The organism is Clostridium sp. YIM B02569, assembly GCF_022320765.1.
In the GTDB taxonomy this organism is placed as follows: Bacteria; Bacillota; Clostridia; order Clostridiales; family Clostridiaceae; genus Clostridium; species Clostridium beijerinckii.
The window spans coordinates 49,841-69,703 of sequence record NZ_JAKJJX010000001.1 but is presented as its reverse complement, the minus strand read 5'-3'; the positions used below and the strand labels follow the sequence as shown (position 1 = coordinate 69,703).

Annotated in this window: 15 protein-coding genes, 1 pseudogene and 1 other annotated feature; of the genes and pseudogenes, 13 read left to right on the top strand and 3 right to left on the bottom strand. The window is 29.5% G+C overall.

Annotation, left to right across the window (positions count from 1 at the left end; all coding sequences use genetic code 11):
- Positions 1-50: 50 nt before the first annotated feature.
- The gene (locus L3B96_RS00260; RefSeq protein WP_238858534.1) at positions 51-302 is read left to right on the top strand and encodes a TM1266 family iron-only hydrogenase system putative regulator; all 252 of its coding nucleotides are present in this window, start codon (positions 51-53) and stop codon (positions 300-302) included.
- Positions 303-579: 277 nt separating this feature from the next.
- The gene (lgt, locus tag L3B96_RS00255) at positions 580-1,356 is read left to right on the top strand and encodes a prolipoprotein diacylglyceryl transferase (RefSeq protein ID WP_238858533.1); all 777 of its coding nucleotides are present in this window, start codon (positions 580-582) and stop codon (positions 1,354-1,356) included.
- A gap of 88 nt (positions 1,357-1,444) precedes the next feature.
- On the opposite strand, the gene L3B96_RS00250 is transcribed toward lgt, so the two are convergent.
- Positions 1,445-2,023 carry a serine/threonine protein kinase gene (locus L3B96_RS00250; RefSeq protein ID WP_238858532.1) on the bottom strand — a complete coding sequence of 193 codons (579 nt, stop codon included), beginning with the start codon at positions 2,021-2,023 and terminating at the stop codon, positions 1,445-1,447.
- Between the two features lie 690 nt (positions 2,024-2,713).
- On the opposite strand from L3B96_RS00250, the gene L3B96_RS00245 reads away from it, so the two are divergent.
- Together L3B96_RS00245 and gltX are read left to right on the top strand one after the other, a co-directional pair.
- Positions 2,714-3,355: a lactate utilization protein gene (locus L3B96_RS00245; protein WP_023974211.1), complete on the top strand. Its 642-nt coding sequence runs from the start codon at positions 2,714-2,716 to the stop codon at positions 3,353-3,355.
- A 264-nt stretch (positions 3,356-3,619) separates the two neighbouring features.
- Entirely contained in the window at positions 3,620-5,281 is a 1,662-nt protein-coding gene (gene gltX, locus L3B96_RS00240) for a glutamate--tRNA ligase (protein ID WP_238858531.1), read from the top strand.
- Positions 5,282-5,363: 82 nt separating this feature from the next.
- Here gltX and L3B96_RS00235 read toward each other — a convergent pair whose 3' ends face one another.
- Together L3B96_RS00235 and L3B96_RS00230 are read right to left on the bottom strand one after the other, a co-directional pair.
- Complete coding sequence (locus L3B96_RS00235; protein WP_017211465.1) at positions 5,364-7,127, bottom strand: methyl-accepting chemotaxis protein; 1,764 nt, start codon at positions 7,125-7,127, stop codon at positions 5,364-5,366.
- A gap of 265 nt (positions 7,128-7,392) precedes the next feature.
- On the bottom strand, positions 7,393-9,054 hold the full coding sequence (locus tag L3B96_RS00230) for a glutamine--tRNA ligase/YqeY domain fusion protein (protein WP_077855352.1): 1,662 nt from the start codon (positions 9,052-9,054) through the stop codon (positions 7,393-7,395).
- A 327-nt stretch (positions 9,055-9,381) separates the two neighbouring features.
- Here L3B96_RS00230 and L3B96_RS00225 point away from each other — a divergent pair, with 327 nt between their 5' ends.
- The 9 genes and pseudogenes from L3B96_RS00225 to L3B96_RS00185 form a co-directional block, all read left to right on the top strand.
- Positions 9,382-9,951 carry a TetR/AcrR family transcriptional regulator gene (locus tag L3B96_RS00225; protein ID WP_238858530.1) on the top strand — a complete coding sequence of 190 codons (570 nt, stop codon included), beginning with the start codon at positions 9,382-9,384 and terminating at the stop codon, positions 9,949-9,951.
- A gap of 147 nt (positions 9,952-10,098) precedes the next feature.
- Positions 10,099-11,508 (top strand): DHA2 family efflux MFS transporter permease subunit, encoded by a 1,410-nt coding sequence (locus tag L3B96_RS00220; RefSeq protein ID WP_238858529.1) that lies wholly within the window; start codon positions 10,099-10,101, stop codon positions 11,506-11,508.
- 441 nt (positions 11,509-11,949) lie between these two features.
- Complete coding sequence (locus L3B96_RS00215; protein WP_238858528.1) at positions 11,950-12,606, top strand: hypothetical protein; 657 nt, start codon at positions 11,950-11,952, stop codon at positions 12,604-12,606.
- A 359-nt stretch (positions 12,607-12,965) separates the two neighbouring features.
- Positions 12,966-13,172: a binding site (T-box leader), on the top strand.
- Between the two features lie 66 nt (positions 13,173-13,238).
- Complete coding sequence (serS, locus tag L3B96_RS00210; RefSeq protein WP_238858527.1) at positions 13,239-14,516, top strand: serine--tRNA ligase; 1,278 nt, start codon at positions 13,239-13,241, stop codon at positions 14,514-14,516.
- 351 nt (positions 14,517-14,867) lie between these two features.
- Positions 14,868-15,101, top strand: coding sequence for a DUF2249 domain-containing protein (locus L3B96_RS00205; protein ID WP_041895307.1), 234 nt, complete (start codon positions 14,868-14,870; stop codon positions 15,099-15,101).
- Between the two features lie 40 nt (positions 15,102-15,141).
- Positions 15,142-15,780: an MBL fold metallo-hydrolase gene (locus tag L3B96_RS00200; protein ID WP_238858526.1), complete on the top strand. Its 639-nt coding sequence runs from the start codon at positions 15,142-15,144 to the stop codon at positions 15,778-15,780.
- Positions 15,781-15,993: 213 nt separating this feature from the next.
- The gene (locus L3B96_RS00195) at positions 15,994-16,749 is read left to right on the top strand and encodes a DUF438 domain-containing protein (protein WP_238858525.1); all 756 of its coding nucleotides are present in this window, start codon (positions 15,994-15,996) and stop codon (positions 16,747-16,749) included.
- A 297-nt stretch (positions 16,750-17,046) separates the two neighbouring features.
- Positions 17,047-18,750, top strand: coding sequence for a hydroxylamine reductase (gene hcp / locus L3B96_RS00190; RefSeq protein WP_238858524.1), 1,704 nt, complete (start codon positions 17,047-17,049; stop codon positions 18,748-18,750).
- A 946-nt stretch (positions 18,751-19,696) separates the two neighbouring features.
- A pseudogene (locus L3B96_RS00185) lies at positions 19,697-19,771 on the top strand (DNA-binding response regulator); the annotation flags it as partial.
- Positions 19,772-19,863: the final 92 nt, after the last annotated feature.

The following is a 19,863-nucleotide window of genomic DNA, read 5'->3' as shown; positions in this document are numbered from 1 at the left end:
ATAAAAAGGAAGATCTTGTTTTTTTACATAAAATCAATGGAGGAATGAAAATGTCTAAAATAGGAGTAGTGAGTGCAATATTAGAGCATCCAAAGGAAGTGCAAGATGAATTTAATGATGTAGTAGCATCATTTAGAGGAAGCATAAAAGGAAGGATGGGGATACCTTTTGCTGATGAGTTATCAGTTATATCTATAGCTCTTACAGGGGAATCAGAAGAAACAATAAATGATTTTACAGAGCAGCTTGACTGTATTGATGGTGTATCAGTGAAAACTTCAATAGCAAAGATTGAAGTCTAGCAAGAAAAGAAATATTTGAAAATAAAGTCTGTATTTAAAAATATAAAGAATGCATACCTGACGCCTTTAAAAGCTGGTAGGTATGCATTAATTTTATCGTAACATAAATTTTACATTTGTATTTTAAAATAAATGCTATAATATATAAGTTCTAATCAATATAATTTATTCTTTACGAAATTATTTCAGTTATTAATATTAATTGATGATTTAAGGTAAACTTCTATGAAGCAGATTTTTAGAAAATACATAAGTTTATAGGAAGAGGCGGTGTTTTATGAATCCGGTAGCATTTCAAATTGGAACATATGAAATTAGGTGGTATGGTATATTAATAGCTCTTGGAGTAATATTAGCTATAATATTAGCAAACTATAATTGTAAAAAGAAAGGAATAGACTTTGACATAATATTAGATTGCTTTTTTATTGCCTTTCCTACTGCAATTATTGGTGCAAGAGCATATTATGTAATATTTGAATTTGAAAATTATAAAAACAATTTGATAGATATTTTTAACATTAGAAAAGGCGGATTAGCTATTCATGGAGGTTTAATTGGTGGATTTATTGCTACATATGTATTCTTTAAGATAAAGAAATTAAATATGCTAAAATACTTAGATCTAGCAGCACCATCAATTATTTTGGCCCAAGCAATTGGGAGATGGGGAAATTTTATGAATGGAGAGGCGCATGGTGGAGAAGTTTCACATTTATTTATAAGCCATTTTCCAAGCTTTATACAGAAAGGCATGTATATTGAAGGCAGTTATTACAATCCAACATTTTTATATGAATCAATTTGGAACATTGTGGTTTGTTTGATTTTGCTATTAATTCTATATAAAAAGAAAAATAATGAGGATGGTGTTGTAATAGCAAGCTATATAACGCTATATTCTTTAGGAAGGGTATTTATAGAAGGATTAAGAACAGACAGCTTAATGCTTGGTAATATAAGAATTGCACAATTGATAAGCATTATTGGAATGGTATTAGGAATAGTGATTGTACTATACATTAAAAGAAAAAAAGCTAAGAATTTAACTTAAGCCTAAAATTAAGTATATTATAAAACGAATAAATTTAGAGTTATAATATACTTAATGCAGCTATAAGGAAGATTATTTAAATTAAAATTTAAGAAGCAAACATATCAATGCGTATCACTTTTTTAGATGTATATCTAAAGTAATTATATCCATCAATCCAGTATTTAATAAGTTTAGGTTTATAACTTAAAACATGTTTTAAGAAATCCTCAAAAACATTTAACTTTACTAAAACTTTAATAATCTCCTTAGGATAAGGAGTCTTTTTTACAAAAACCTTTCTTGGATCTATAACTTGAATTTGTTCATTTTTGTTAACAAATATATGGGCATCTCTTATATCAAGCCTTGTAAATTTTAAAGTTTTAAACTCTTCTATAAGATTTATTATTTCGATAGATAGATTATAAGATAATCCATTATTTTTTATATAAGAACTTAGATTATCACCTTCAACATAATCTCTTAAAATCATGTTGTTAGCAATAAATAATACTTTCGGAAAGAATCTGCTGCCATTAACTTTTTCAAGTAGATCAGCTTCGTTTTTAGCTTTCTTTTTATTATAAAATATCTTTAAGGCATACCCTTCTGGCGTTAAATAAACAGCACCTTCCTTGCCTTTTCCTAAAAATTCGCACTCTTTAATATCTAAAATGTATCTCATCTTATCACTTTAATTAATTACTTTAGATATTATATGCTGAGACTATTTAGAATTCTACATTTATATAAATTTGTTCTAGGCATCTTCATAAAATCTTCATATTAATTTTGTAATATAGATTATGAAAATTAGATAAATTATATGGAGGAAATAATTATGAATATGACACATTACATGTCACTATTAGCGGATAATTAACCTTGGGATTTAACAAATATGCCACAAATGCCTGGAATGTAAAATGAATGTAGTAAGTTAAGATAATTGCATTTTTTGTTATAATAAGATAAATTGTCTTTACATTAGCATTTCCAAAATGTATAATTGATTTGTATTTTGTAAATACTATATAAAATATAAATATAGAAAAGTGCAATGAAAAAGAAGAGTAAATAGAAGTTTAATTATAAGAGATCTAGGGAGGGTGTAATCCTAGAATTTAAAACTATTGAAGGAAGCTTTTGAGTAATAAATAGAAAGCATAAGGTATATGCCTTAAAGCGTAGTATATTTATGGGGTTATTCCCTTAAAGATAATTAAGAGGATTAAATCAAACGTATTTGAAATTTAAAATTAGTATGTTTAAATTAATCAATTTAGGTGGTAACGCGGAAGTCAGCCTTTCGTCCTAAGGATATTTTAGGACGAAGGGCTTTTTTGTATTTAACTTAGAAAGGACTATATATTATATGGAGATTAATATTTCATGGTACAAAGAAGAACAAATTAATAGAACTATAAAAAATTTAAGGCAACGCAATATGGATGGTTTCTTTGTAAATGATGATAATGAATTAAAAGAACTTTTAAAACAACTCATAGATGAAAATTCTGTTGTAGGGGTTGGCGATTCTATGACGTTGTTTGAAACAGGTGTTATAGACTTTCTTCGTGAGGAAAATTATATATTTTTAGATAAGTATAGAGAAGGTATTACAAGTGAAGAAAAGAAAGGTATTTATATACAAAACTTTTCTGCTGATACTTTTATGTGTAGTACCAATGCCTTGACTGAAAGTGGAGAACTATACAATATTGATGGTAATGGAAGTAGAGTTGCACCAATGATTTATGGCCCCAAGCAGGTTATTTTAATAACTGGAACAAATAAAATTGTTAAAGATATAGAAGAAGCAGAAAAAAGAGTTAGAAATTATGCTGCTCCGATTGATGCAAAAAGATTAGGTAAAGATACTCCATGTACTAAATTAGGGTATTGTGTGGATTGTAAAAGTCCTAATAGAATATGCAATGATTTTACAATTATCAGAGGACAATTTGTTAAAGGTAGGATAAAAGTAATAATCGTAGGAAAACAATTAGGGTATTAATATTTTGTAGTGTTATTAAACTATGATAATTAAATAATTTTAATTTATTCTACATATTTATTATGTGGTTTATCCGATAGCTAGCATCCGTAATACCCACACTTCTTTAAGCGGGGGATAACGGATGCACGCTCCTGGATAAGTTCAACTAGGATTCAGATGGGGATCAAACCCTACCTGAATCAAGTTTCACTTTATATAAATTGCCATGACAAGGGGCTTATAATACCTTGTAAGGAAGAATGATAAGGAGAGATACAAATAATGAGTTTTGAAAAATTAGCAGATATAATATTTGGGAATGTTGAACATACAACTGAATATTACGTTGAAAAATATCCAAAGAGAAGTCTTAAGGAAGGTGCAAGAGTTACTAGATATGCACCAAGTCCAACTGGATTCCAACATATAGGTGGAGTTTTTGCTGCATTAATAAATGAAAGATTAGCAAGCCAAAGTGAAGGTGTTTTTTATTTGAGAATAGAAGATACTGATCAAAAGAGAGAAGTTGAAGGTGCAATAGAAGATACAATAGCTACTATGCATAATTTTGGTATGGATTTTAGTGAAGGTATGACAGGAGAAGAAACATCTAAAGGTGAATATGGTCCATACAGACAAAGTCAAAGAGCTGAAATATATAATACTTTTGCGAAAGATTTACTTATAAAAGGTTTAGCTTATCCAGATTTCTGTACCCCAGAAGAATTAGCTGAACTTAGAGAAAGACAAATAGCAAATAAAATAACTCCTGGTTACTATGGAGAATACGCTAAGTTTAGAAATATAACTGAAGAAGAAGCAATAAAGAGAATTGAAAACGGAGAAAAATATATTATAAGATTAAAATCTCCAGGAAATCCCGAAACAAGGGTTGAATTTCACGACTTAATAAAGGGAGATATCTCATTCCCAGAAAATAATCAAGATGTAGTACTTATTAAAGGGGATGGGCTTCCAACTTATCATTTTGCTCATGCAATAGACGATTATTTAATGAGAACAACAGATGTAATAAGAGGAGAAGAATGGTTATCATCACTTCCTATACACGTTCAATTATTTGAAGTTTTAGGTTTTGAAGCACCAAGATATGCTCATATTCCAACAATAATGAAGCAAGATGGTGGATCAAAAAGAAAGCTTTCAAAGAGAAAAGATGCAGAAGCAGCTGTTTCTTACTACAAAGAAGTTGGATTCCCAGTAGTAACTGTAATTGAATATTTACTTAATATAGTAAACTCTACTTATGAAGAATGGAGAGCTGAAAATCCTAAGGCTGACTACCATGAATTCGAAGTTCATTTAGAAAAGATGGGTAAGAGTGGAGCATTATTTGATTTAGTTAAATTAAACGATGTATCAAAAGATAGAATTGCTGCTATGAAAGCTACTGATGTTTATGAATACTATACAGCATGGGCTAAGGAATTTGATGAAGAAATGTATAAATTAGTTACAGAAAATGAAACTATGGCAAAGGAAATCTTCAATATAGATAAAGAAGGTCCAAAACCAAGAAAAGATTTTGCAAAATGGGATGAAGTAAAAGGTAAGATTTTCTATTTCTTTGATGAACTATTCTATAAAGAATCAGCAGAACAAATTGAACTTCCAAAGGGAGTTACATTAGAAGCAGCAAAAGAAATAGTAGAAATTTACAAGAAAGAATTTAAATTTGATGTAGAAAGTCAAGAAGCTTGGTTTGATGACTTAAAGGAAATAGGAATTAGACTTGGCTATTGCGCTAATAGAAAAGAATTTAAGGCAAATCCAGATCAATATAAAGGTATGATTTCGGATGTTGCAGGAGCAGTTAGAGCGGCATTAACTCATAGAACTAATTCACCTGACATTTATACTATAATGCAAATCATAGGTGAAGAAAATACAAGAAACAGATTTGATAAATTTTTAAATATATAAACCATAAGCAAAAGGCATAGAGTGGATGTACTCCAAACACTATGCCTTTTTAATTTTGTGGGAAAGTTTGAACTTAATTCATTTAAACTTGAAATGCATTAACTGCGTCTCTAAGCTTCTCTGCAAGTTTATTTAAGTCTTGAGTATGTTTAGCTATTTGATTTACACTTGCTAGTTGCTGCTCAGTTGTAGCAGAAATTTGTTCAGTGGCAGCAGAGCTTTCTTCAGTTGAAGCAGAAAGAGTCTCTAAAACTTCAACTATTTCATTTTTCTCGTTTTCCATTTCAAGGCTATAAGTTTTTAGGTTTTTCATATCGTTTGTAATCTTTTCTACAGATTTTAATATTTCAACAAATATATCCTTAGCGTCTATTACAGAATTATTTTGTTCCTTAGCTATTAACTTTCCGTCTTCAATGGCTTTTACAGCAGCTTTTGATTTATCTTGGATTCCATTGATTAATTCTTTAACTTTTGAAGCAGACATTGAAGATTGAGAAGCCAATTTTCTAACTTCTTCAGCAACTACAGCAAAGCCTTTTCCTTGCTCACCAGCTCTTGCAGCTTCTATAGCAGCATTTAAAGATAATAAATTTGTTTGTTCTGAAATCTGACTTATTGCCTCAGTAATAGATCCAATTTCAATAGAAGTTTTATCTACTTCCATTATTATGGCACTAGTTTTTTCAGTGGCTTTGCTATTTTCAATTGATTTTTTTGAAAGTAAATCAATTGCTTCTAAACCTCTGTTGCTTATATTAGTTGTTTTAACTGCAATATCATTAGTTTCTATTGTCAGTTTTGTAACTAAATCTATCTTCTCCGATAAATTCTTAACTCTTATAACTCCGTTTTCAGTTTCTTTAGCCTGTTCATTTGAACCTTTAGCGATCTCTTCAACGGAATCTGATACTTCATTAATCGAAGCTGTATTTTCAGCAACAATTTCATCTAACAATTTAGAAGAGTCAAAAACAACATTAACTGAATCTTTAACTGAACTTATAAAATCGTTAACATTTCTAACCATTATATTAAAGGAATTATTTAGATTACCAATTTCATCTCTATTTTTGATTTTCATAGCCTTAATATTCAAATTACCTGAAGCTACAGTATCTACAGCGTCACTAATTTCTTTAATTGGAGTAGATATGTGTTTTGCAAATATCATAATTACTGCAGAGCCTAAAATAATTACTGACAATAATATAATCAGAGTAGTAATAAGAATATTATTTGAACCAACATTAAAATCATTCATGTAAGTACCAGCGCAAACTACCCATCCCCAATGCGGATCAGTCTTTTGATAAGTTATTTTGTCTGAAATCTTATCTGAATTAGGAAGTGTCCACCAATAAGTTAGATAGCCTCCGCCATCATTAGCTACTTTAATTTGATCTTTAACGAATAATGTACCAGTCTTTTTATCCTTATAATCTAGCACGCTTTTGCCTTCTAAACTTGGATGAGCTGCTTCAACTCCATCTTGAGTATAAGCTAACAAATAACCACTTTTACCTAAGCTTAAATTTTGATTGATTTTTCTTGTACCATCCGCTTGTTTTTCGCTAAGCATATATTCTCTAACTCTTTCTTGAGCGTCATCAAGAGATAGTTTTCCTTGATCTACAAGCTTTTGATTTGCATCAATCACTTGTAATGTCATTTCTACACTATTTTTTAATAAAATCTTCCCGCTATTTTCAAGTTCAGCTCTTGCTACATAATAACTTACTAATCCGAGTACAAGTACAGGTATACTCAGCAATAAAATCATTACTAAAATAAGTTTTGTTTTTATAGGTAAGCCTTTTGTCTTTTTTGTAGATTTTGTAATCATTTGCATTCCCCCTAATATATAAACTTACTCTATTATCGAAATGTAATTTATCAACTTGATAGTAAATGTTACCTTTTATCGAAATATAGAAAATTAGGTGGAATTTATGGCTTGGTTATGATGACAATGGTGAAGAATTTTTAAGTGGTATAAAAAATTTTGATCAGATAGTTTTGTATAAAATTATCTGGATTAGGAGATTAAAAATAAATTAAGGCAGAGAAATCTTATACATTAGATTTCTCTGCCTTTTCAAGTTGCATTATTAGCTTAACTTAAATGATGATTTTAATGGTACTATTCTATTAAATACTAACTTATCAGCAGTTGTATATTTAGTATCTACATTAAAGAAACCATTTCTAACCATTTGGAATTTATCTTGAGGTTTAGCATCTTTAAATGCAGTTGGTTCAATAAAGCCTTGTAATATTTCTAGTGAGTTTGGATTAATTTGTTCAAGGAAGTGCTTTCCTTCATTTTCTGGCGCATCATCTAAAATTAAAGGTTCATATAACCTGAATTCAGCAGGAAGACAAGTTTTTGCATCTACCCAATGGATTGTTCCTTTAACTTTTCTGCCAGTAAAGCCAGAACCACTCTTAGTTTCTGGGTCATAAGTACAGTGAATTTCTACAACCTCACCATTTTTATCTTTGATTACCTCAGTACATTTAACAAAGTATGCACCCTTTAATCTAACTTCATTACCAGGGAATAACCTGAAGTATTTCTTTGGTGGATTTTCCATAAAGTCTTCTTTTTCAATATATAATTCTCTAGAGAATGGAACAAGTCTTGTACCTTGAGTTTCGTCTTTTGCATTATTCTCTATTGAAAGCATTTCTGTCTCATTTTCAGGATAATTAGTTATTACAAGCTTTAAAGGATTTAACACAGCCATAGACAATGGCGCCTTAAGTTGTAAATCCTCTCTTATAAAATAATCTAGCATTTGGGAATCAACAACAGAATTAGCCTTAGCAACACCGATAGCGCTGCAGAAATTTCTTAGCGCATCAGGAGTACATCCTTTTCTTCTAAGGCCAGAAATAGTAGGCATTCTAGGATCATCCCATCCGTCAACAACTTTTTCATCAACTAATTGTTTTAATTTTCTTTTACTCATAACAGTATTAGTCATATTTAATCTTGCAAATTCTATTTGCCTTGGGGAAGCGGTCATTTCACATTCTCTTACTACCCAGTCATAAAGTGGTCTGTGATCTTCAAACTCTAAAGTACAAATAGAGTGTGTAACATGTTCAATAGCATCTTCTAATGGATGAGCAAAATCGTACATTGGGTATATGCACCATTTATCACCAGTATTGTGATGAGTAGAATGAGATATTCTATATATAACAGGATCTCTCATATTTATATTTGGTGATGCCATGTCTATTTTAGCTCTAAGAACTTTTTCGCCGTCAGCAAATTCACCATTTTTCATTCTTTCAAATAAATCTAAATTTTCTTCAACGGATCTATTTCTATAAGGGCTGTCTTTACCAGGCTGAGTTAGTGTACCTTTATATTCTTTAGCTTCTTCAGCTGTTAAGTCACAAACATAAGCTTTACCTTTTTTTATTAGTAGAACAGCTCTATTGTACATTTCATCAAAATAGTTAGATGCAAAGAAAAGTTCATCCCAATGACCACCAAGCCATTGTACATCTTCTTTAATTGATTCAACATATTCTGTATCTTCTTTAACAGGGTTAGTATCATCAAATCTTAAATGAGTTTTTCCTTTAAACTCATCAGCTAAACCAAAATTTAAAAGAATTGATTTAGCGTGGCCTATATGTAAGTAACCGTTAGGTTCTGGTGGAAAACGAGTAATTATCTCTTTATGCTTTCCGCTTTCTAGATCTTCTACAACGATATTTCTTATAAAATTAGAAGAATTTATTTCGTTTGACATAGTCTTACCTCACTTATAAGTGTATTTAAATTAAGAAAAGAATATTTACTTGAAGTAGTATTCCCTCTTAACTATATTGTTATTTTTGCTTAATAATAATTTTAATCTAATATAAAGAAAAAATAAAGATAAAATTATTTAAATTGCCTAAAGTTGCTAAACATGAGCTTTAATAAACTTAAATTTAGTTTTAATTTTATTATTATACATATTACTATGAAAAATAGACGTAGGATAACATGTGTATTATAATATTGACATTTTTAATAACATTAGATATTATAAAATATAGACCAGTCACTATAATTTTTGAAAGGTATAATAGGTATGAGTAATAAGGTAAATACAAAGGAGAAATTTATAGAAACTGCATCAAGACTATTTGAGCTTAAGGGATACAATGCAACTGGATTAAATGAAATTCTGGCAGAAAGTGGGGCACCAAAGGGGTCGCTGTATTATCACTTCCCTAAAGGAAAAGAGCAGCTTGCTTTAGAATCTATAAATTTAGCAGGGGAAAAAATAAAAGCTAATTTACAAAAGAACTTGGAAAGTATTAAAGATCCGGTAGAAGCTATTATATTTAATATGGAGCATTTGGCGCAAGTAATTGATAATGAACAAAAAACCCACGATATGTCTATAAGTCTATTAGCGTTGGAAACATATTTGACAAGCGAGGTTTTAAGAGGGGCTTGCGAGGAAGTATTTATGACTTTGGAGAATATGTATTCTGAAAGGCTAATTGAGGCTGGAATGAATAGAGAAAAAGCATATGAATTAGGTTGCGTAATTGGAGCTATGATGGAAGGTGGGATTACATTATCATTAACAAAAAAGAATGGTAATCCACTTAGATTAATTGCAAAGCAAATACCTAATTTAATAAGCATCTAGTGAATTTGTAATAATCTATATAATTACTAACAACAAATAATATAACTATCTCAAAATTTCTTGTTTAGGATTTGATTTGTCTTGAGATAGTTTTCTTTTTAATTACTAATTATGTAGACTGGTCTAAAAAGGAGGAAAGAATTTTATATGGAAGCAACGAAAATAGCAAAATCTAAAATCAATATTAATACAAAAGCGATTGTAGCAGTATTAGTATTCAGTGCATTTATTTCAGTATTTAATGAAACTATATTAAACGTAGCATTATCTCCTTTAATGGATGAGATGAATGTTACAGGGGGAACTATACAATGGATAATTACAGCATATATGATAGTGGTAGCAGTTCTAGTTCCAGTTACAGCATTCTTAATTCAAACATTTGAAACAAAGCAATTATATTTGGGAGCTATGACTTTACTTTTAATTGGTACAATTTGTGCAGCTTGCTCAGGATCATTTGTAATGCTGCTTATTTCGAGAATGTTGCAGGCATCAGGAACTGGAATGATGATTCCTATTATGATGAATACAGTCTTACTTGTAACACCGCCCGAGAAGCATGGCTCAGCAATGGGGGTATGCGGATGTGCAATTTCACTTGGACCAGCATTAGGGCCTGCAGTTTCAGGAATTATACTTCAATTTTATAGCTGGCATGTTCTATTTATAATGTTAATTCCAATTATAATTTTAGCTATGATCTTAGGATCAATTTATTTAATTACAGCAGGAGAACTTACTAAACCTAAAATAGATTTTATATCAATTGCACTTTCAAGCTTAGGATTCGGAGGGACAATATATGGGATTAGTAGTATTAGTGGAGATGGAGATATAAGGATTATTGGCGCAATTTTTGCCATTGGAATAATATCGTTAATTTTATTTGGACTACGTCAGATGTACTTAAAGGAACCTATGCTGGACATACGTACATTTAAATATCCGGTATTTTCAATAGGGGTATTAATTGTTATGATTTCAATGATGACAATGTTCACTATGAATGTTATGTTACCAATGTTCCTTGAAGGGGCTCTTAACGCAACGACTTTTGTAGCTGCAATGGCATTACTTCCAGCAGCACTTGCTAATGGTTTTGTGACTCCTATAGGTGGAAAGATCTATGATAAATTTGGAATAAAGATTTTAGTACCAGTAGCATTGACTATAACTTTAATATCATTATTCATTTTATCTAAATCCAATAGTGATACACCAGTTATAAGGATTATAGTTCTATATGTTTTAGTATGTATTGGAGTAGGTTTTACAATGTCACCTTGTCAGACAAGCTCATTAAATCAGTTGCCAAAGGAATATTATCCTCATGGGGTAGCTATATTAAATACGCTTCAGCAGATATCGGCTGCAATTGGTTCCTCATTATTTATAGGTATTATGTCAGCATCAGAATTAAAAGCTTTAAGCAATTCTGTACCAGAACAAGCTGCTATAGCAACTGGATTTCAATCAGGGACTTTAGTTGCTGTAATATTTGTTATAATAGGTCTTGGCTTATCATTTACTCTTAAATTGGGAGATAAAAAATAGAAAAAATTATAGATGTAATAAGAATACCAATATATCATATTAAAAGGATAATCTGTTATACTAGCTTAAAGAGTAGTTCTATAAATTTCTAATAGAACTTCTTTAGGTAGGTTATAACTAGGTTATTCTTTTTTTACAAAATTTAAGCCAGACACAGCTATGTACTATTAGAGGAACAATATTAATAGTGAAAGCCTATAAAAGATATAAATAAATTGTGAAAAAAATAAGATGAACTATGAAAAAATTCAATAATAATTATGATTCAAATTAAAAAATGAATTGAATATTTCATTAAATTGATGTAAACTGACTATTAGTTAGAAGATTAGGTTATAATCAGCTTTGCACACGTGAAACTAAAATTTGAGCTAATGGAATTATTGCAAGTAATTGGCACTATAATTCCAAAAATAATTTTGAAAATCGTAAAGGAGAAGTATGAAGAAATTATTAACACTTATAATTAGAATGACATTCGGATTTTTATTATGCGCATTAGGAACTGTGTTAGCTCTTAATTCAAATTTAGGATTAAGTCCATGGGATGTATTTCACCAAGGATTAACAAATGTGACTAGTTTAACTATAGGACAGGCAAGTATTGTAGTTGGAATAATTATAGTAGCAATCACTAGTATCTTAGGCCTTAGAGTTGGATTGGGAACTATAGCGAATATGATAGTAATTGGATGTTTTATAGATTTAATCATATATTCTAAAATCATTCCAGTTTGCAATAACGTATATACAGGCATATTAATGTTAATTGGAAGTTTATTTGTTACAGCTTTAGGAAGCTATTTGTATATTGGATGTGAAATGGGATGCGGTCCTAGAGATGGTCTCATGATTGCATTAGTTAAGCGTACGGGTAAACCTATTGGAATAATAAGATTATGTATAGAAGCAGGAGCTTTAATTATTGGATGGATTTTAGGTGGTTTTGTCGGAATTGGAACTTTAGTTACTGCTATTGGAATTGGGTATTGCGTACAGTTAATTTATAAAGTATTCGGATTTGATATAAAGGTGCTAAAGCATAGGAGTATAATGGAAGGATTAAAATTTGTTAATGAATGTATAACCATTTGTTAAGATTCTAATACAATCCACTTTAACTGATAAAGAAAGATATAGAATCGAAAAAGTATGTCTAGTTTTATGTATCTATATAATATAGTAATTCAAAGTAAGTGAAAAATTTTATGGTATGTAGTATAATTGTGTATTACTATAAAATTTTTAAGGGTATATTTATTTAAGGTGAGAAGATTTTTTATATGAATTTTCTCACCTTAAATTCTTAAATAAGGTGGGCTTTAATAAAGAAATTTAATATATTATAAACTGGTCAATATAATTCCAAAACTAGTTATTAAGTTAAATATAAACATATACTTGAAAATTAACATAAATATATATATAATATACATAGCAACAAATTAATAGTTATAAAAACAGCGATGATAAAAACTACGATTTATAAATTTCTTCAGAGAGCCGATGGGTGGTGCGAATCGGTGAAAGGTTAAATCTTTCCACTTTTGGAGCTGTGCGTGATAAATGCAAAGGTTAGTAACCTATATAATACTAGTGTCGAGGGGCTGGTTGTAATATTAACCAGCAATTTGGGTGGCAACGCGGATTATTCCGTCCCAATTATATATTGGGATGGTTTTTTTATTTTTTGAAATAATAATATATATATTTAATCAGGAGGGAAAAAAATGTTAGACATTAAATTCGTAAGGGAAAATCCAGAGATTGTTAAACAAAACATAAAAAATAAGTTTCAAGATAATAAGTTGGGGTTAGTAGATGAAGTATTAACTTTAGATATTGAACTTAGAAAAGTTAAGCAAGAAGTAGAAGCTTTAAGAGCTGATAGAAATAAGTTATCAAAACAAATTGGTGGCTTAATGGCTCAAGGTAAAAAAGAAGAAGCTGAGGAAATAAAGAAAAAAGTTAATGCGGATTCAGAAAGAATGGCTGAGTTAGACGTTAAAGAAAAAGAACTAGAAGAAAAAGTTAAAGTTATCATGATGACTATTCCAAACATAATAGACCCAAGTGTTCCAATTGGTAAAGATGATAGCGAAAATGTAGAAGTAGAAAAGTTTGGTGAACCAGTTGTTCCAGATTTCGAAATTCCATACCATACAGATATTATGGAAAAATTAAGTGGTATTGATTTAGATAGTGCTAGAAAAGTAGCTGGTAATGGTTTCTATTACTTAATGGGAAATATAGCTAGACTTCACTCAGCTGTAATTTCTTATGCAAGAGACTTTATGATAAATAGAGGATTTACATATTGTATTCCACCTTTTATGATTCGTAGCCAGGTTGTAACTGGAGTTATGAGTTTTGCAGAAATGGATGCTATGATGTACAAAATTGAAGGTGAAGATTTATACTTAATAGGAACAAGTGAACATTCTATGATTGGTAAGTTTATAGATACAATATTACCAGAAACTTCACTTCCTCAAACTTTGACTAGTTATTCACCTTGTTTTAGAAAAGAAAAAGGGGCACATGGTATAGAAGAAAGAGGAGTATACAGAATTCACCAATTTGAAAAGCAAGAAATGGTTGTTGTATGTAAGCCAGAAGACAGTATGATTTGGTATGATAAAATGTGGAAAGATACAGTAGATTTATTCCGTTCTTTAGATATACCAGTAAGGACTTTAGAATGTTGTTCAGGTGATTTAGCAGATTTAAAAGTAAAATCAGTAGACGTAGAAGCATGGTCTCCAAGACAAAAAAAATACTTCGAAGTAGGAAGTTGCTCTAACTTAGGGGATGCACAAGCACGTCGATTAAAGATTCGTGTAGATGGTAAAGATGGAAAATACTTTGCTCATACATTGAATAATACAGTAGTAGCACCACCAAGAATGCTTATTGCATTTTTAGAAAACAATCTAAATGAGGATGGTTCTATAAATATTCCAGCAGCATTACAACCTTACATGGGTGGAATGACAGTAATTAAATAGAATAAGATTGACCAGATATATTTAAATTTAGAAAGACAACAAATCAATGGGGTATTAAGCTCATTAATTTGCTGTCTTTTTCATACAGTAAAATATTATTAAATATTTTCAATAATATTTTTAGTAGTGGATTAAGATATTATACACGGTAGCAATTAAGAATTATAAGAACAGATTACATAATATTACTTTAGTATAAAAACAAAAATTCTAAAGAAATTGAAATATATACATATAAAAGCAAAAGTTACTGACACTGTGATATAAATCACGCTAAAAATTCAGCACAATGGTTATAATATTATCATCTAAGAAGAAGTTTAGATAATAATATTAAGGGAGGAATTAATTATGTCAAGTTTTGCTGTTAGTATAGATGTTAGAATTTATGAAAGAGGTCATAAAAAAGAGATCATATTTAAAGCTTTTGAAGAGCTTGAACAAGGTGAAACAATGGAGCTCATAAATGATCATGATCCTCGTCCACTTTATCAGCAGTTTATAGTTAACTTTCCAGAACACTTTGAGTGGAAGTATTTAGAGCAGGGACCTGAAATATGGAGAATAGATATCACAAAGAAATAAGGCACATTCAATAAGATAGAAAAGGAGTTGTTTTTATAATATGCCATTTATAAGTAAAGAGTTATACCAATTTAATAGCTATGTTGAACCAATTAACCTTACATTTCATCAATATTTATTATTAGGGGATGAACCATTATTAGTTCATACAGGGAACGTTATGCAGGCAGAAGCTTTGCTGCCAGAATTAAAAGATATACTTAATGGTAAAGAGCTAAAGTATATTTTTATTTCACATTTTGAAGCGGATGAATGTGGAGGATTATCATTAATATTAGAACATTTTCCTAAAGCTAAAACAATTTGCTCTGAAGTTACCGCGCGTCAGTTAAATGGTTTTGGAATAAAAGCAGAAATCATTACTAAGAAAGCAGAAGAAATTTTAAATACTGATAATTATGAATTAGAGTTTATAAATTATCCTTCGGAAATGCATCTTTGGGATGGATTATTAGTTATAGAAAATAAACGTAGGATATTTTTTAGCAGTGATTTGATGTTTGCGTTGGGAAAAGAAATAGGCACAGTACAAGAATCTGATTGGTATACAGAAGTAAACAGCATTAAGCAAGAACAAATACCAGACAATAATAAGCTGGAAGATTTAAAAGAAACTTTAAAAAAGTTAAAGCCTGACCTTATAGCTACAGGCCATGGGCCATGTCTTAAACTAAAATAAAATAAAGGTTATATTTAAGAAACAAATCAATTTATTCTTAAATATAACCTTTTTTCTTTAAATTTAAAGTTTAATATTCTAATGGTAATTCTTTTATAACTTAAATATTTGAAATTTTGATTTAAATCACATTATTATAATAAAAATTTAAGTAGAATTAGGTCATAGAGATATTGAATATATAAATTTATATATCCATAGGAGGATTTTGAGATGAATAATACCAAAATACAAAGTTTGACTGAAGTTTTACAAAAATTAAATAAAGATGGAATAACAGAGACATTAAGAAAAGAAGCATTGGAGATTGTGTCTGACATAAATCCTATTGAGCTTTCAATAGCGGAGCAAAATTTAATAGAAGAAGGAATGAATCCACAGGATTTAAGACATCTGTGTGATATTCATATGGAAGTTTTAAGAGGAGAACTTGATAAAATAAAGAATAAAATTGAACCAGGGCATGTTGTGTACACATTTATTGCAGAACATGATAAAATTCTTGGATTTTTAAAAGAACTTGAAGATATTAATTCAAAGATTCAAAAATTAGAAAGCTATGATAGCAATTTAATTGAATTTGAAGAATTAATAAAGGTTATTGATAATATATTAGATGCAGAAAATCACCATAAAAGAGAGGAAGAAGTGCTTTTCGCTGAGATGGAAGATAGAAAAATTACAGGACCAACAAGAATTATGAGAATGGAACATGACGATTTAAGAGCAAAGAAAAAATTTTTGAAGCAAATAGCAACAGAAGTATCTAAATTAAAATTTATTGAATTTAAAGAAAAAGTTGATGAAACTGCAAAATATATTATATTCAATTTGAGAGATCATATATTTAAAGAAAATTATATATTATACCCTACAGCAGTAGAAGCCATAACTGAAAAGGATGTATGGAATAGTATGAAGACACGATGTGATGAAATAGGATATTGTAGTTTTACACCAGAATCATAATTCCTATAAATATAATCTTCATATAGTAGCAATAGAAAAGGCAGCAAACTAGCTGTCTTTTTATTTTTGAAATTGCGTAACTATTGTTACAGATTTAAACAGAGTATTTTAGTAATATATATACGTAGCACAGAGCTAATATAGAAATTAAAAAATATTAATTTTATTTTAGTAACGTATGTTACAGAAATGATACTTGTAATATAGTAAACTCTAAATTGTCAAAGTTAAGAGGGATTAACAAGAAATTATTAATTATTTATATAAAAAGAAAAATAGGAAATAGGAGGACATAATATGTCAATGTTTTGTTATCAATGTCAAGAAACAGCTGGATGTAAGGGCTGTACTAAAGTAGGGGTATGCGGTAAGGATGAGTATGTAGCAAAGGCTCAAGACTTATTAATATATGTAACTAAAGGACTAGCTATAGTAAGTAATGAAGGAAGAAAAGTTGGAGTTAAGGATAGTAAAGTTGATAAATATATAACAGAAAACTTATTTACAACAATTACAAACGCTAATTTTGATAGAGATTCTATTTTAGATAGAGTTAAAGAAACTTTAAAATTAAGAGAAGAATTAAAAGCTAAAGTAATTAGCTCTGGTGGTAAAGTTGGAGAAGTAAAAGTAACTGGTGGTTTCTTCAAGAAAATATTCGGAATGCAAACTACAGAAATGATTATGCCAGAAGCAGCTACTTGGACAGCTGACAATACAATAGAATTTGATGAAAAAGCAGAAAAGGTTGGAGTTCTTGCAACTGAAAATGAAGATATAAGAAGTTTAAGAGAACTTATCACTTATGGATTAAAAGGATTATCTGCTTACATGAAGCATGCTATGAACTTAAAATATAATAATGAAGAAGTTCATGCATTTATGGCAAAAGCATTAGCTGCTACAATAGATGATACATTAACAGTTGATGATTATGTTGGACTTGCATTAGAAGCAGGTAAATTTGGTGTAGATGGTATGGCATTACTTGATAAAGCTAATACTGAAAGCTACGGACATCCAGAAATAACAACAGTAGATATTGGAGTTAGAACTAATCCAGGAATATTAATTTCAGGACATGACTTAAGAGACTTAGAAATGTTACTTGAGCAAACAGAAGGTACTGGAGTAGATGTTTATACTCACGGAGAAATGCTTGCTGGGCAATACTATCCAAAATTTAAAAAATATAGTCATTTTGCAGGAAACTATGGTAATGCATGGTGGAAACAAAAAGAAGAATTTGAAAGCTTCAATGGAGTAATCCTTATGACTACTAACTGTATAGTTATACCAAAGGATTCTTATAAGAACAGATTATTTACAACAGGTGCTACAGGAATGCCAGGATGTGCTCATATAGAAGCTAAGGCTGATGGGACAAAAGATTTCTCTAAAGTTATAGAAATGGCCAAGAAATGTAAAGCTCCTACAGAAATAGAAAAAGGACAAATAGTTGGTGGATTTGCTCATAACCAAGTATTAGCACTTGCTGATAAAGTTGTGGATGCTGTTAAAACTGGTGCTATAAAGAGATTCTTTGTAATGGCAGGTTGTGACGGAAGAGCTAAGTCAAGAAACTACTACACAGAATTTGCAGAAAAATTACCAGAAAACACAGTTATATTAACTGCAGGTTGTGCAAAATATAAATATAACAAATTAAACTTAGGTGATATTGGTGGAATTCCAAGAGTATTAGATGCAGGGCAATGTAATGATTCATATTCATTAGTTGTTATAGCACTTAAACTTCAAGAAGTATTTGGATTAAAGAGTGTAAATGAATTACCTATTTCATACAACATAGCTTGGTATGAACAAAAAGCTGTAATAGTATTATTATCATTATTACACTTAGGAGTTAAAAACATTCACTTAGGACCAACACTTCCAGCATTCCTTTCACCAAATGTTGCTAAAGTATTAGTAGACAACTTCGGGATTGGTGGAATCACTAATGTAGATGATGACATGAAGATGTTCATGGAAGCATAAAAATAATTTATGGCAAATTACGATGACAAATAAAATAAGTTCGATCAAATAAGGAAACACCCTATTTAATAATCTACAATATATTTAAAGTATATAATCCTAGTAGCATGATTGCTGCTAGGATTTTTTTTTAATGCTTTTAAAAGAATTTATTTTAATTTTTAATATCCTTTTAAGGATGAAGCAGATATTCAGCGATCTGTTTTCACTAATAGAGAAATTTTCATATTTTTATAGATTCATAGTTTTATATAAAAATATGAAAAAATATAAAAATAAATATATGTTTATATATTCCTATAAACATTTTTTTCTATATAAATATGAAAATATATAAATATTTATAGGAAACATCAGGGGTAAGAGAGTAGAGAAGACTAAATAATAGAAAAACTACTTAGTGGCTGCGTAAAATGAACTTTTAATATTTAAAGCAATTTTGAAAGCCTAAATAGTGTTAAGTATTATGCAAAAAATCTTATCATAAATTATTTTTTAAATATTCATAAAGACAAAAAACCATAGATAAACCTATCATACAATAAGTTTATCTACAGTCCTTAAATAAAGAAAATAACAATCAAACCTTATTGCAACAGACTAACATAATTGCAATTTTCGCGTAACCCTACAATAACTAATCAATTATAGAAAACTCTAACTATAGGATTGCATCTTTATTTCTCAAGTTAAGTCTTTTGACTCTATATTGAGAAGGCATATTCATTCTTGAATATTTAATGCTTAACTGCTAACTTCTTTATAATCTTAATGTGCCCCTAATTATGTAGCCAATACTATGAAGTTAATAGTTATACTGGAAATTTATCTTAATAAATTTATCAAATGGTAGATTATTTTTTACATATAAAATTTATAAGTTTATGTTAATTTATTAAATACATGATAATGCAATATTAGTGAGAAATTATATGGGATAAAAATTATGTATAATATTTTAGTAATTGAAGATGAAAAAAGTGTATCAGAAGTTTTGAAGGCATATTTTGAAAGAGAAGGATAAGGAGTTTATTCAAATATATTTATAAAAGTGTGCAGAAAAATTTCTGTACTTTTTTTTATATCCTCATAAAATCTTCATAACTTTATATT